This is a genomic window from Peribacillus asahii, from assembly GCF_004006295.1.
GTDB lineage: Bacteria > Bacillota > Bacilli > Bacillales > DSM-1321 > Peribacillus > Peribacillus asahii_A.
This window is the reverse complement of the sequence record NZ_CP026095.1, coordinates 3140402-3154293: the sequence shown is the minus strand read 5'-3', so window position 1 is coordinate 3154293 and position 13892 is coordinate 3140402. Positions and strand designations below refer to the sequence as shown.

At 36.8% G+C, this 13892-nt stretch carries 15 protein-coding genes; 14 read left to right on the top strand and 1 reads right to left on the bottom strand.

Annotation, left to right across the window (positions count from 1 at the left end; genetic code table 11):
- The first annotated feature begins 14 nt into the window (after nucleotides 1–14).
- The 3 genes from ilvD (at nucleotide 15) to BAOM_RS15530 (ending at nucleotide 3143) form a co-directional block, all read left to right on the top strand.
- A complete protein-coding gene (ilvD, locus tag BAOM_RS15540; protein ID WP_127761060.1) occupies nucleotides 15–1700 on the top strand; it encodes a dihydroxy-acid dehydratase in 1686 nt (561 codons plus the stop codon).
- A 142-nt stretch (nucleotides 1701–1842) separates the two neighbouring features.
- Nucleotides 1843–2277, top strand: coding sequence for a BrxA/BrxB family bacilliredoxin (locus tag BAOM_RS15535; RefSeq protein WP_127761059.1), 435 nt, complete (start codon nucleotides 1843–1845; stop codon nucleotides 2275–2277).
- Nucleotides 2278–2342: 65 nt separating this feature from the next.
- A complete protein-coding gene (locus BAOM_RS15530) occupies nucleotides 2343–3143 on the top strand; it encodes a class I SAM-dependent methyltransferase (RefSeq protein ID WP_127761058.1) in 801 nt (266 codons plus the stop codon).
- A gap of 35 nt (nucleotides 3144–3178) precedes the next feature.
- Here the strand turns inward: BAOM_RS15530 and BAOM_RS15525 are convergent, their stop codons facing one another.
- Nucleotides 3179–3556: a DnaJ family domain-containing protein gene (locus tag BAOM_RS15525; protein WP_127761057.1), complete on the bottom strand. Its 378-nt coding sequence runs from the start codon at nucleotides 3554–3556 to the stop codon at nucleotides 3179–3181.
- 505 nt (nucleotides 3557–4061) lie between these two features.
- On the opposite strand from BAOM_RS15525, the gene BAOM_RS15520 reads away from it, so the two are divergent.
- From BAOM_RS15520 to BAOM_RS15470, 11 genes are all read left to right on the top strand, one after another.
- Nucleotides 4062–4673: a YpjP family protein gene (locus BAOM_RS15520; RefSeq protein ID WP_252282534.1), complete on the top strand. Its 612-nt coding sequence runs from the start codon at nucleotides 4062–4064 to the stop codon at nucleotides 4671–4673.
- A gap of 254 nt (nucleotides 4674–4927) precedes the next feature.
- The gene (locus BAOM_RS15515) at nucleotides 4928–5689 is read left to right on the top strand and encodes a TerC family protein (protein WP_127761055.1); all 762 of its coding nucleotides are present in this window, start codon (nucleotides 4928–4930) and stop codon (nucleotides 5687–5689) included.
- Between the two features lie 433 nt (nucleotides 5690–6122).
- Entirely contained in the window at nucleotides 6123–6833 is a 711-nt protein-coding gene (locus BAOM_RS15510) for an anthrax toxin lethal factor-related metalloendopeptidase (protein ID WP_127761054.1), read from the top strand.
- 190 nt (nucleotides 6834–7023) lie between these two features.
- On the top strand, nucleotides 7024–8004 hold the full coding sequence (locus BAOM_RS15505; RefSeq protein WP_127761053.1) for a thymidylate synthase: 981 nt from the start codon (nucleotides 7024–7026) through the stop codon (nucleotides 8002–8004).
- A gap of 42 nt (nucleotides 8005–8046) precedes the next feature.
- The gene (locus tag BAOM_RS15500) at nucleotides 8047–8532 is read left to right on the top strand and encodes a dihydrofolate reductase (RefSeq protein WP_127761052.1); all 486 of its coding nucleotides are present in this window, start codon (nucleotides 8047–8049) and stop codon (nucleotides 8530–8532) included.
- A 223-nt stretch (nucleotides 8533–8755) separates the two neighbouring features.
- On the top strand, nucleotides 8756–10024 hold the full coding sequence (ilvA, locus tag BAOM_RS15495) for a threonine ammonia-lyase IlvA (RefSeq protein WP_127761051.1): 1269 nt from the start codon (nucleotides 8756–8758) through the stop codon (nucleotides 10022–10024).
- A gap of 203 nt (nucleotides 10025–10227) precedes the next feature.
- On the top strand, nucleotides 10228–10410 hold the full coding sequence (locus BAOM_RS15490; RefSeq protein ID WP_119115224.1) for a twin-arginine translocase TatA/TatE family subunit: 183 nt from the start codon (nucleotides 10228–10230) through the stop codon (nucleotides 10408–10410).
- Nucleotides 10411–10500: 90 nt separating this feature from the next.
- Nucleotides 10501–11256, top strand: a complete 756-nt coding sequence (gene tatC / locus BAOM_RS15485) for a twin-arginine translocase subunit TatC (RefSeq protein WP_127762591.1) — start codon at nucleotides 10501–10503, stop codon at nucleotides 11254–11256.
- 454 nt (nucleotides 11257–11710) lie between these two features.
- Nucleotides 11711–12076, top strand: a complete 366-nt coding sequence (locus BAOM_RS15480; protein WP_306821271.1) for a DUF2535 family protein — start codon at nucleotides 11711–11713, stop codon at nucleotides 12074–12076.
- Nucleotides 12077–12272: 196 nt separating this feature from the next.
- On the top strand, nucleotides 12273–13115 hold the full coding sequence (locus BAOM_RS15475) for a DegV family protein (RefSeq protein ID WP_127761050.1): 843 nt from the start codon (nucleotides 12273–12275) through the stop codon (nucleotides 13113–13115).
- Between the two features lie 28 nt (nucleotides 13116–13143).
- Nucleotides 13144–13728, top strand: coding sequence for an SCO family protein (locus tag BAOM_RS15470; protein ID WP_180319787.1), 585 nt, complete (start codon nucleotides 13144–13146; stop codon nucleotides 13726–13728).
- The last annotated feature ends 164 nt before the right edge of the window (nucleotides 13729–13892 follow it).

The following is a 13892-nucleotide window of genomic DNA, read 5'->3' as shown; positions in this document are numbered from 1 at the left end:
GGGTATCACATCAAATGTCTAAACCAAAAATGAGAAGTGACATGATTAAAAAAGGTTTCGACCGTGCTCCACACCGCAGCTTATTGCGTGCAGCCGGCGTTAAAGAAGAAGATTTCGGTAAACCGTTTATTGCGGTTTGTAACTCTTATATTGATATTGTTCCTGGACATGTACATTTACAGGAATTTGGTAAAATTGTAAAAGAAGCCATTCGCGAAGCGGGCGGAGTACCATTCGAATTTAATACAATCGGTGTAGATGACGGAATTGCAATGGGACATATTGGAATGCGTTATTCACTGCCAAGTCGTGAAATTATCGCAGATTCTCTTGAAACGGTTGTTTCTGCGCACTGGTTTGACGGAATGGTTTGTATTCCAAACTGTGACAAAATTACACCAGGTATGATGATGGGTGCTCTTCGTGTGAATATCCCAACGATGTTTGTTAGTGGAGGACCGATGAAAGCTGGTAAAGATAAAAATGGGAAACCGCTTTCCTTATCTTCTGTTTTTGAAGGAGTAGGTGCTCACCAAGTCGGTAAAATTGACGATGAAGCTTTATTAGAGCTTGAACAATACGGTTGCCCAACATGCGGTTCTTGTTCAGGAATGTTTACAGCGAACTCCATGAACTGTTTAGCTGAAGGTTTAGGACTTGCTCTTCCTGGTAACGGTACGATCTTAGCTGTATCAGAAGACCGTAAAGAGTTTGTTAAAAAATCTGCTAAGCAATTAATGGAATTAATTAAATTAGATATTAAACCTCGCGATATTGTAACAATCGATGCAATTGACAATGCGTTTGCTTTAGATATGGCAATGGGCGGATCGACAAATACAGTTCTTCATACATTGGCATTAGCTCATGAAGCTGGATTCGAATACCCAATTGAGCGCATTAATGAAATAGCAAATCGTGTACCGCATCTTGCGAAAATTGCTCCAGCTTCAGACTATCATATTGAAGATGTACACAATGCTGGCGGCGTAAGTGCAATCATTAACGAACTATTGAAAAAGCCAGGTGCTTTCAATGGCGATCGTATTACAGTAACAGGAAAAACACTTCGTGAAAATGTAGCAGGCTGTGAAATTTTGGACAAGGATGTTATTCGTCCATTAGATAATCCACATTCAGAGCGTGGAGGTCTTGCTGTATTATTTGGTAACCTTGCACCGAACGGCTCTATTATTAAAGTGGGAGCTGTTGATAAATCAGTAGGCGGTTATCACAGAGGCCCTGCTATTTGCTTTGATTCACAAGAAGATGCATTACGAGGCATTGCGAAAGGTCATGTTAAAGAAGGTCATGTTGTTGTTATTCGCTATGAAGGTCCAAAAGGTGGACCAGGTATGCCGGAAATGCTAGCACCTACTTCGCAAATCGCCGGAATGGGTCTTGGAGCGAAAGTTGGCTTAATTACAGATGGACGTTTCTCAGGTGCATCACGCGGAATCAGTATCGGTCATATGTCTCCAGAAGCAGCGGAAGGCGGCCCAATTGCATTTGTTGAAGATGGCGATATCATTGAATTAGATTTGGAAAACCGTACAATCACATTAGAAATTTCGGATGAAGAATTTGAAAAACGTAAAGCTAACTGGAAAGGTTTTGAACCAAAAATAAAAACAGGCTACTTAGCGCGTTATTCTAAACTTGTTACGAATGCTAGCACAGGCGGAGTAATGAAAATCTAATACGTCTGCAGCAGTGAAACAGCAGTGGAAACTTAGCGTTTCTGCCGCTGTTTTTCTTTGGTAAGCGCGATTTTTGCATAATCTTCATAAAGTATAGTATCCTTATAATTATCATTGTTGTTTTTTGAGGAGGAATGTTAGTATGTCAATGGCATATGAGGAATACATGAGACAGATGGTCATGCCAATGCGTCAAGAATTAGTGCAAGCAGGTTTTCAACAATTACAAACAGTAGAAGAAGTTGAAAACTTTATGGAATCGGTAGAAGGAACAACACTTGTTGTTGTAAATTCTGTATGTGGCTGTGCAGCTGGCTTAGCTCGTCCAGCAGCTACTGAAGCAGTTGCAGAGACTAGCAATAAACCAGATCACATTGTGACTGTATTTGCTGGTCAAGATAAAGAAGCAACAGCTAAAATGCGTGAATACTTCGTTGGAATTGAACCTTCATCTCCATCAATGGCTATATTAAAAGGGAAAGAAGTCGTTCACTTTATTCCACGTCACGATATTGAGGGCAATTCATTAGAAGCCATTAAAGATAATTTGCTGATTGCATTTGATAATGTAAAATAAGTGTTTGGAAAAATGCCTTGTGTATGCAACAAGGCATTTTTTAAGTAGAAATAGGAGCTATCTATATGTTTATTACTACAGCAGGAAGAACAGACAAGCAGTCCATTGAGCTTGCTCAGCAAGTAGGACGTGAACTCGATATTCCGTATGTTGCGCGTTGTAAGCGTTCTGTGAAAGCGGTACAAGAAGCCGAAAATGGAGCAGATTGTATCGTATATGGCAAAAACCGTATTGAATTACATCGTTTTGGAGAGCAAGCCCCCTTCTTTTTTCATCCTAATGTAGCGATGATCCGTATTAAAAGGCTTTTACAAGGAGAAAGTGACCCTTATCTTGTAGCGGGAAACATTACAGCTGGCAGCACCGTGTTAGATTGTACGCTCGGTCTTGGAGCCGATGCGATTGTCGCAAGTTTTGCTGTAGGAGATTGCGGTCGAGTTGTGGCATTAGAGGATAATCGTTTTCTTGCTTTTCTTGTGGCTCATGGGTTACACACATGGGAAGACGGTGAGAATTCAATCATTCAAGCGATGCGCCGAGTAGAAGTGAAGTGCATGCATCATTTTGAAGCGCTTAAGCAAATGGCCGATAATAGCTTTGATGTGGTATATTTTGATCCAATGTTTGAAGAAAGCATTCTTGAATCAGATGGTATTCGAACACTTACACATTTTGCGGTGACACATTCTTTAACAGAAGCGATTATAGAAGAAGCGAAGCGTGTTGCTCGGAACCGGGTCGTACTGAAAGATCACTTTCGCAGTTTACGATTTGAGCAATTTGGTTTTCAAGCATTGAAGCGGAAAACAGCGAAATTTCATTATGGTTTTCTCCAAGTGAATCAAGAGCCTGGGACCTTAGAATAATGAATGAGGTGCCAGGCTTTTATTTAAATAAAGAATTAATTTTTTCTTATGCGCATTTGAATTTTTGTATCATATTTTTTAAAAGCATTGCTATTTGTGGTGTTTCGTTTTTGCAGGACTTGGTTAAATTGAAGAAGTTTTTGGTTGAGTTTTTGTTGGAGAACTAGCTTTTCTTCCGGGTCATGGCAGCAAGCAATTAAATCTTCTATTTGCATTAATTCTTTTCGGTAGTTTTGCTCATCTTCCAACATCTTAGCATTTTTTAATAGACTATATGCCATTCGAAGGTCTTGAGGGATAGCTGATAAATCTTCTATGACAAGAGGTTTTCCCTTTCCGGGTAAATGGTCGAATTCTCCATTATTCATGGCTTGTTTAATCTTTTCTTCCGCTATAATATGAACGAAATCCATTTCTTACTTTCTCCTCTCGTATACAATTCATCTTCAGCAAGTATATCATTTGTTTTTGGGGAGGAGTAAGCACTTATCATAAGCAAAATGAAACAACCTATGCTTTATGGATATAGGGCACAGGTCGCATAGTGGTTGATTAATCAGTGAATGATAAATAAATAAAGTAGCCTAACGTTAGAATACAAAGGATGATTGCTAAGAAACTCCATTCCATCTCTTTCTCCTCCTTATGAAAAGTATCCTCTACATAGTTTAATTCGATGCGAACCATCTAATTCCTTTAATTTACATATTTGTGTTTGGATAGTTGCCTCTGTTATAGAACGTTTTGGATTTTTTGCTCACTTTGTGTGAAATCGTGATTTGGTATGCTTTTTAACATATCGGAATAGTTACACAATATGGTTAATACAGTAATTTTCGCTACTATTTATTCGTCATCTGCTATTTTTAGGAGTATACTGAAAGGAAGAAAGGCAGTGTTATGGAAAGGGGGATTTTGTTGGCAGGAACAAAATGGCTTCGTAAAAGTCTTGTCGTTTTAATTTCTATATTAACATTTGGTCTTGTGACTCCATCGAATTTAACATGGCTAGCAGAAGCGAATACGATTAAAGATGTTAAAGATGGAGCACTTGAAGAGAAGGAACTACCGTATATACCGATTGCTGATATAGAAGAAGATAGCTTTAATAGAGAGCAGCGTATCGCTGAATTGATAGAGAAGGCAGAAGCAAATGCTTATCAAAAATTTGGAGAAAAGATTCAACCAAAAATTAATGATGAATTTCAAGCGGTGATTTTACCGAAAATAGAAGAAGCAATTGTTGAAATCGCTAATCAGTTCCCTGATGAACAATTGCAGCAATTAACGATTAGTAAAAATCCGACTGGTGGCAGAAGCGAAAAGATTTTTCATATTTTGAATACAGAAAGTGGAGAAGATCTTATTCGTTTTCATGTTCGCCAAGATCGTATCCCATTAGAGGGGTATTGGTTTAATTTTCATTATCATACATATCATGATTCATTTATGACGCACTACGAATTAGGGTCTATTTATTGGGATACGAATACACCGCCTAAATGGGGAAGTGCCAAGGTAGTATCTTGATTATTTTAGTGTATATAAATGTAAAAAGTGATATACTAGTATAGAAAAATGTAAGGAATGGTTATGTTAATGGAGATTGTTGATTGTGCGTGTGAAACTGTCGTTTTACACGCCTTTCAGCTTTTTTAAAAGTTCTTCACGAGTCGTATAGCCTAACGAATAAATACTTGCTTAATCTAACTATTCATCAGTGAACGAATACAATATTCTCTGGTGAAGGTTTCTTTTTGTTTAGAGTAAAAGGAGCGTTTAACATGTCGGAATTGTTTCATAACATCATGAGCACTTATGCTTTATTCTTTGATGGACAAATGTGGGTGGAGGTTTTAACAGATCCTGTTAGCTGGGGATTAATTGGTACACTTGTGTTAATGGAAGGGTTGTTGTCTGCAGATAATGCGTTAGTATTAGCTGTGATGGTGCGTCATTTACCTGAAAAACAACGAAGAAAAGCTTTGTTTTATGGACTTCTTGGTGCGTATCTCTTCCGTTTCGTTGCGATTGGCATCGGTGTATTCTTAATTAAATTGTGGTGGGTGAAAGTACTAGGAGCGGCTTACTTAGCTTGGTTATCTTATAAATATTTCCGTGATAAAAGAAGAGAAACGGGTGAAGAGGAAGAGCAGGGCTTAAATCAAAATAGTATCCTTATCCACCTATTTGGTCCATTATGGGGAACAGTTGTAGCAGTTGAATTAATGGATATTGCTTTTTCAGTGGACAGTGTCATCGCGGCTTTTGGTGTAAGTGATAAAGTGTGGGTGCTGTTAATTGGCGGCATGCTTGGTGTATTGATGATGCGAGGTGTGGCAAGTGTGTTCTTAAAGCTCATTGATCGCATTCCCGAGCTTGAATCTGCTGCTTATGTATTGATTGCTTTCATTGCTGTTAAAATGCTTTTAACGGTATTTAATATTCACATTTCTCATACGTTGTTCTTTGTGATTATTTTCCTTATTTTTGCTGGAACAATTCTTATTCATTTTCGAAAAAACCAAAAATATACTCATTCGTAATGTAAAAAGCTGACAACTAGGTCAGCTTTTTTTGTCGAAATGATTGAGGCGTTTTAAAAGAAGAAAAAAAGTTATAAAAAAGAGGAAAAGAATAAAGAATAGTAGCCAAAGTGATGGAACAAGAGGAAATAATAAAATGCCTAGAAAAAGAGTGAACAAGCAAAGGTCGAATAATAAAAAAATTTGTAGAGAATAAATATTGAAAATTTCCTCAACCAGTTCTCGTTCTTCTTGTGTTATTGGTCGTCTGCCATAACGTCTCATAATGGATCACCTATATTTAATATATGTATCGACAGAAGAAATGTGCGTCATTCTATTGAAAGTAGTTTCCAAAATTTAGTTCCATAAGCTATGATTCTCATTATGTTATAATAGAATAATAACTTGTTTTTTGTAATCTATTATACATAGTGGGGAAGGAGTATAGTCTATGCGATTTAAATATTGGATTATGCTAATTATGATATGTATTGGATTGTTTTCTTTTTATACATTATCTCAGGCTAAAGAAGACGGGGTGAGCTGGGATGAATTATCGGAAAAACACCCTTTGAAGCAAGAAAAAATCTTCACAAATCATCAGAATTTGCAGCAGTTATTTTTATTTCCAGAAGGTTCATTTGATACAGGAGAGGCGCTCTCAATCGTTAAGTCAATTTATAGATTACCCCCCTCACTGTTAGATAAATTGGTAGATGAAGAAGTGAAAGTGAAATTGTTTAATGGCCGCTTAACGGAGAATCCTAGTGCAGCCTATTTAAAAGGAGTTCAACCAAGAGGATATAAGAATGAAGAGACAACGTGGGATGATGTGCCAGGAATGGGCGGTTCACATACGGTGTTTGTCAAAATTGGAGCAAGTGATCAAGGAAATGGACATGGCTCCGTGAATTTAGAGCTTCATGAGTTAGCGCATTCCATTGATAAAATTGTTTATAATGGTATTCGAGATGATATTGAATTTTTAGGTATTTGGAAAAAAGAAGTAGGTACACTATTTCCAAATCAAACGTATTTCAATGACTATCCCGAGGAATACTTTGCTGAAGCATTTGCCATGTATTATGTAAATTCGGAGCAACGTCATCGTTTGGAAGGATCAGCTCCACAAACTTATATGTATATTAAGCAATTAGATTAGTTTTTTGTTGAACAGCTTGTCAAAAGAATCTTATAATCGTGATGATTAGAAAGACAGATAACTATGAATAGCGCTTTAAATGAACAAGTATCTACTTTAAGAGAGAAAATAAAAAACTACCGTAGATTCTACAAAAGTTGAATTTTTTAGATATAATGTATAAGGTGAAAACATACTGAGGTGAAGTAAATTGACGAATGAGTTAGAAAAAACATACTTGGATTTTTTACAGTATATTTTAAATAACGGTGTGAAAAAAGAAGACCGTACAGGAACAGGAACAATTAGTGTATTTGGTTATCAAATGCGCTTTGACTTATCAAAAGGCTTTCCTTTATTTACAACGAAGCGTACCCCATTTCGTTTAATTGCAAGTGAGTTATTATGGTTTATTAAAGGGGATACAAATATCCGCTATTTGCTTCAAAATAATAATCATATTTGGGACGAGTGGGCATTTAAAAAATGGGTTGAATCAGACGAATATACAGGCCCAGATATGACAGACTTCGGCAATCGTTGTTTAGTGGATGAAGAATTTAATAAAGTATACCAAGAGGAAATGAACGCTTTTTGTGAACGTGTACTTGAAGATGATGCTTTTGCTGAAAAATATGGTGATCTTGGTAACGTGTACGGTAAGCAATGGCGTCGCTGGACAGACTCCGAAGGAAATAAAATTGATCAGTTACAAGATGTCATTAACCAAATTAAAAATAATCCCGATTCCCGTCGTATTATCGTAAATGCATGGAATCCAGAAGATGTCGTAAATGCAGGTGCAAAGGGAAGTAAAGCTGCTTTACCTCCATGTCACGCAATGTTTCAATTCTATGTAGCGAATGGAAAACTCTCTTGCCAGTTGTATCAGCGTAGCGGAGATTCTTTCCTAGGAATAAATTTTAATATACCGTCTTATGCTTTACTTACTCATTTGATTGCACATGAATGCGATTTAGAAGTAGGAGATTTTGTACACACAATTGGTGATGCTCATATTTACTTAAATCATATTGAACAAGTCAAAGAACAACTATCACGTGAATTGCGTGATTTACCAACATTAAAAATCAATTCAGAAAAGAAATCGATTTTTGATATTGAATTAGAAGATTTAACGATTGAAGGATATAATCCACATCCTTCTATTAAGGCACCAATTGCAGTCTAATATAAATGGAAACCTACATTATATTAAAGGAGAAGTAAGCGTATGATTTCATTAATTGTTGCGATGGATCAAAATTGGGTCATCGGAAAGGACAATCAATTGCCATGGTATTTGCCGGCTGATCTTCAATATTTTAAAAAAGTGACGATGGGAAAGCCGATTATTATGGGGCGTAAAACGTTTGAATCAATCGGCCGGGTGCTGCCTGGTCGTGAAAATATTATCGTTACACGTAATCAATCTTATACGAATTCGGATTGTACGATATTGCATACTATTGATGAGATTAAGCAATATGCTGATCAAAGTGAGCAAGAGGTTTTTGTTATTGGTGGAGCAGAGATTTTTAAAGAGATTTTACCTGTTACCGATCGAATATATATTACCGAAATTGAGGCGAGCTTTGAAGGGGATACGTATTTTCCGAGTTTAGATGAAAATGAGTGGACTACACGTTCATCTACACCAGGAATCGTTGACGAGAAAAATGTATACGCTCATCGCTTTGTTGTACTAGAAAGAAAATAAAACTGGAATAAAACTGGTGATTGTTGTTCGATCATCAGTTTTATTAAATTAACTATGTTATAGACTGCTGTTGACTGTCTGTTTATCTCATGTTAGATAGAGGTTTAATCCAATTACTAAATAAAGAATTTTTCGAAAAGTCAGTTACATCCTTTGGTGAAAGTGTTATAATTATTAGATTAAATATTGGATTATTAAAAGGGAAAGGATATGAGGAATTGTTATGAGTCAGACAGCATCTATGAAAAGGGGAATTCAATTGGAAGATATTCTAATTGCTTATCGAGATTTGAAAGAAATCGTTGCTCACACTCCTTTACAAAAAAATGCACGGTTATCTGAGAAATATAATTGTAATGTGTATTTAAAAAGAGAAGATTTACAGCATGTACGTTCCTTCAAATTACGCGGGGCTTACTATAAGATGAGTACATTAACAGAGGAAGAAACGCAAAATGGAGTCGTATGTGCAAGTGCTGGGAATCACGCACAAGGTGTAGCGTTTGCATGTAACCATTTAGGCATCAATGGAAAAATCTTCATGCCTGCTACTACTCCGAGACAAAAGGTCGATCAAGTTCAATTATTTGGGAGAGATAACATTGAAATTGTGTTAGTTGGAGATACGTTTGATGACTCGTTTGCTAATGCGATGATTTGTGCGAAGGATGAGGGGCGGACTTTTATCCATCCATTTGATGATGAACTGGTGATTGCAGGACAAGGGACAGCGGCCGTGGAAATTCTTAATGACTGTGATGAGAAAATTGATTATGTGTTTGCTGCAATTGGCGGCGGCGGATTAATGGCTGGTTTATCCACCTATTTCAAATCCGTTTCTCCAGAGACGAAATGTATTGGAGTTGAGCCATTAGGAGCCGCTTCGATGAAATATTCCTTTGAAAAGGAAGAGGTTACAGAGCTCGAGACGATTGATACGTTTGTTGATGGAGCTGCTGTGAAATGTGTTGGGCAAAAGACGTATGAAATTTGTCATGAGAATTTAGAAGACATTATTCCTGTACCAGAAGGGAAAATTTGTACGACCATTCTTGATTTATATAACGAGCATGCGATTGTTGCTGAGCCGGCCGGAGCGATTTCTGTAGCAGCGCTCGATTTATATAAAGATCAAATTAAAGGGAAAACAGTCGTTTGTATGATTAGCGGTGGAAATAATGATATCGGCAGAATGCAGGAAATTAAAGAGAAATCACTGTTATATGAAGGATTGTTATATTACTTCATCGTTAACTTCCCACAACGTGCTGGAGCTTTAAGAGAGTTTCTAGATGAAGTATTAGGGCCAAACGATGATATTAGCCGTTTTGAATATACGAAGAAGAATAATAAAGAAAGCGGCCCGGCATTAGTTGGTATCGAATTAAAATATAAAAACGACTATGCTGGATTGATTGATCGTATGAATAAAAAAGGCTTTACATTTGTGGAAGTGAATAAAGATAGCAATTTATTCCACCTTTTAATTTAGAAGCTGTTAACTAGTATTTATTAAACGGTTTTTAGCTCGTTTCATATGATTATCATTCACGTGAAATGGGCTGAAAAATAGATTTAATACAAGTTATTTTGAATAGTTATCATTTTTAAATGGAAATGGAGATTGCTTTTCTTTAAAACTAAAAAGTATTATAATGGCTATAAGTTGATGTCAACATTAAAGGGGATGTATCCATGCCGAATATTGGAGTACCTGGTTTAATCTTAATCATACTGTTAGCGTTAATAGTTTTTGGTCCTAAGAAGCTTCCTGAAATTGGGCGTGCGTTTGGACAAACGTTACGGGAATTTAAAAAATCAACGCGCGAATTAACGAGTGACGACTTCGAAGATCACGAGAAGAAAACGACTAAATAAACAGATGGATGAAGGCGTAAGATAGAGTTGTCTTGCGCCTTTTTGTTGACGAAACATTATTGGATTTTTCAAAAAAAGGCGTGATGGATGTTGGAAGATAAAGAACTCAATGTCATTGAACATCTTGATGAGTTGCGGAAACGATTAATTATTGTTGTCGTTAGTTTTTTTCTTTTTTTTATTATTGGCTTTATATTTGTTGAAGATGTTTATAAGTGGTTTGTGAAGGGGTTAGATGTTACCTTAATGGTGTTAGGACCGAGTGAGATTATTTGGATTTACTTCATGCTCGCATCAGTGATTGCTGTAGCAGCGACGATTCCAATTCTAGCATTGCAAATATGGCTCTTTGTTAAACCAGCTTTACGACCGCATGAAATAAAGGCAACATTAGCGTACATACCAGCTTTATTTATATTGTTTGTAGCGGGACTTGCCTTCGGATACTTTATTATTTTTCCGATGATTTATCAGTTCTTACTTGATTTAGGTGGAGACATGTTTTTAACGAACTTCACGGCTGAGAAGTATTTTAAGTTTGTTTTTCACATGACCATTCCTTTTGCTGTATTATTCGAGCTCCCTGTTGTCATTATGTTTTTAACCTCTATCGGAATTTTAAATCCTTATGTGCTTCATAAAATTAGAAAATATGCTTATTTTGTTCTTGTAGTCATTGCTGTTTGTATAACCCCTCCAGATTTTATGTCAGACTTCGTTGTGATTGTACCGTTGTTACTTCTATATGAAATTAGTATATCGCTGTCTAAAATTGTCTTTAAGCGGCGTCAAAAAAGGGAAGCAGCGGCTGAAGCAGAATATAGTCAGGGAGAAGATATGCAATAAAGTGAAACTTCCATCAGTGGGGGTTTTTCTTTATCCCCCACTGATGGTTAGTCACGTTCTACGGTCACTAAGATCTCCGCTTCGCTTCAATCAAGTGACCGTACGAACCTGATTGGTGAAAGCTTACCTTTGAAAATCGCAAAGGTAAGTTTCACTATATCTCACCAATCGGACCTTTACTACAAAAGTGAGGCGACTGTTCAGCCCCGACAAGCATAAGATGAAATGCGGCGTGGCGCAGTTTGCCACAGAGCATGACAGCTTATGACCTCGAGGGGCTAGGAGCCGCAACTAGATGAGGGCAGTTGTCCCCCACCTATCTTCTTTGTTTTCTCATAAGCTTGAGGTGGGGGTCTTACTGCCCGTTAAGTATGTCTATCAATTGATTGCCCCCCTAGATTTATAAGCGAGGAGACTGCCCTAATCAATCTTCCAACATTTTTAGTATCTTGGGGTGTACGGATTTAGAAGTGCTAAATTGATTTCTTCTACGTTTAAATACACAATATTTTATCCTTTTATTTATTTTGTGTATAATGAAGACAATCGGATAAAAAAGAGGATTGATAGTTTGTTGCTTAAATCCCTAGAGTTCAAAAATTATCTTGGACAAAAGGTGATGATTACGGATATATCAGTTTTATTACCTGACGATCCTAATTATTTTATGGTACATATCAGGTTAAAGGTTTTCACAGAGCAAGTTTTTAAGAAGAATGAAAGTATAGTAATATATTCCTTCAAACAGTATTTAGCAACCGTTCTTAAGTGGCCGGTTTATCGTAAGCTTTTCGCTGAGGATTTGATTAATAATGCTTAAACAAGGACTGTCTATTCACAGTCAGTGGTTTAGAAGAGCCTAAGTAAAGGTTCTTTTATAACTGGGGATGGACAGTCTTTACATGTGTTTTGTAATCGTTATCATAGAAAAAATGAATAGGCTTAATAGATAGAATCTACATGCTAGTGATTGATTTGAATGGTCTAGACAGAAATGTGAACTAGGATGTGTTTTAATGAAAAAAGTAAAAATAGTAACAGATTCAACAACAGATATGACATTAGAAGAATTAGAGAAGTATGATATTACAATGGTCCCGCTATCTATTTCTATTGATGGAGAAACGTTTTTAGATAAAGTGGAAATAGGATCCAATGAATTTCTAGCCCGGATGAGAAAATCAAAAGAATTACCAAAGAGTTCTCAGCCAGCTGTTGGTACATTTGCTCAAATATATGATGAATTAGGAGCAGATGGGAGTGAAATTATTTCGATCCATATGACTGGTGGTATGAGCGGGACAGTGCGTTCAGCGGAAAGTGCTGCAAGTATGACAGATGCGAAGGTAACGGTTATTGATTCGAAATTTATTTCAAAAGCGTTAAGTTTTCAGGTAATTGAAGCAGCAAAAATGGCTAAAGAGGGTAAATCAGTAGCAGAAATTATCGAACGTTTGGAGACGATTCGCAGTAATACGAGATTAACGATTAGTATTGATACGCTGGAAAACTTAATTAAAGGCGGACGAATTGGCAAGATGACAGGCTTAATTGGTTCTTTGTTAAATATTAAACCGATTGCTGTTTTAGAAGACGGTGTACTTCATCCGGTTTCAAAGGCAAGAAGTCATTCACAAATTGTTAAGTACGTTGTGAATCAATTTAAACAAGATATGGAAGGGAAACAACTAACAGGAATTGGGATTGCCCACGCAAATAATAGGGAGCTTGGCGATAAAATTGGAAAAGCAATTATGGAATTGACTGGGCTTCAGACTATTACGATGGACGACACAACTCCGGTCATTAGTACCCATGCTGGGGAAGGTGCATTAGCCATTATGTATTATTGGGATTGATTAGACAAGCTGAAAGGGCGGAGAAAAGATGGGGAGACAGCAACTATTTATTATGCTGGTCATAGTTTTGTTGACGTTATCAGCCTGTAGCTCTAATGAAATACCAAATGAACAGAACCGAGATATTCAGGATTTCAGTTTTACAACTCAAGAAGGAAAGAGTCTGGAGAAAAGTGATTTAAAAGGGAAAGTATGGATGGCTGATTTTATTTTTACATCGTGTGAGACGGTTTGTTTTCCGATGACATCCAATATGGTCAAGCTGCAGAAGATGCTCAAGGATGAGGGTATAAAGGATGTTGAATTCGTTTCTTTTTCCGTTGACCCAGAAGTAGATAAGCCAGATGTGTTAAAAAAGTACGCTGATCAATTCGGTGTAGATTATTCAAATTGGCATTTCTTGACGGGGTATCAACAAGATGAGATTATTCAATTTGCGAAGACAGGCTTTGGGACGTTAGCAGTAAAGCCAAAAGGTGAAGATCAAGTTATTCATGGCACCTCTTTTTATTTACTGAATCAAGAGGGGAAAATTGTTCAAGAGTATACAGGTCTTGAGGACATTCCGTTTGAAGATATTATACAGCATATTAAAATACTACAAAGTCGTTAAACAGGTCCACATGCGGACCTGTTTTTTTTTATGTTTAGAAGCATGTTTTGAAAAAGCCTAGTAAAAGCTAAAGTTATACAAAAATTTTCATTTTGAAACAAGGTTTTTTCTTTATAAAATCCCGTTTTTTTCATGATATAATATTTTAAAGGAAGGTGAGAGCG

Coding starts and splice junctions, on each gene's coding strand:
- ilvD (WP_127761060.1), top strand. CDS start 15: ATGTCTAAACCAAAAATGAGAAGTGACATGATTAAAAAAGGTTTCGAC.
- BAOM_RS15535 (WP_127761059.1), top strand. CDS start 1,843: ATGTCAATGGCATATGAGGAATACATGAGACAGATGGTCATGCCAATG.
- BAOM_RS15530 (WP_127761058.1), top strand. CDS start 2,343: ATGTTTATTACTACAGCAGGAAGAACAGACAAGCAGTCCATTGAGCTT.
- BAOM_RS15525 (WP_127761057.1), bottom strand. CDS start 3,556: ATGGATTTCGTTCATATTATAGCGGAAGAAAAGATTAAACAAGCCATG.
- BAOM_RS15515 (WP_127761055.1), top strand. CDS start 4,928: ATGTCGGAATTGTTTCATAACATCATGAGCACTTATGCTTTATTCTTT.
- BAOM_RS15510 (WP_127761054.1), top strand. CDS start 6,123: ATGCGATTTAAATATTGGATTATGCTAATTATGATATGTATTGGATTG.
- BAOM_RS15500 (WP_127761052.1), top strand. CDS start 8,047: ATGATTTCATTAATTGTTGCGATGGATCAAAATTGGGTCATCGGAAAG.
- ilvA (WP_127761051.1), top strand. CDS start 8,756: ATGAGTCAGACAGCATCTATGAAAAGGGGAATTCAATTGGAAGATATT.
- BAOM_RS15490 (WP_119115224.1), top strand. CDS start 10,228: ATGCCGAATATTGGAGTACCTGGTTTAATCTTAATCATACTGTTAGCG.
- BAOM_RS15475 (WP_127761050.1), top strand. CDS start 12,273: ATGAAAAAAGTAAAAATAGTAACAGATTCAACAACAGATATGACATTA.
- BAOM_RS15470 (WP_180319787.1), top strand. CDS start 13,144: ATGGGGAGACAGCAACTATTTATTATGCTGGTCATAGTTTTGTTGACG.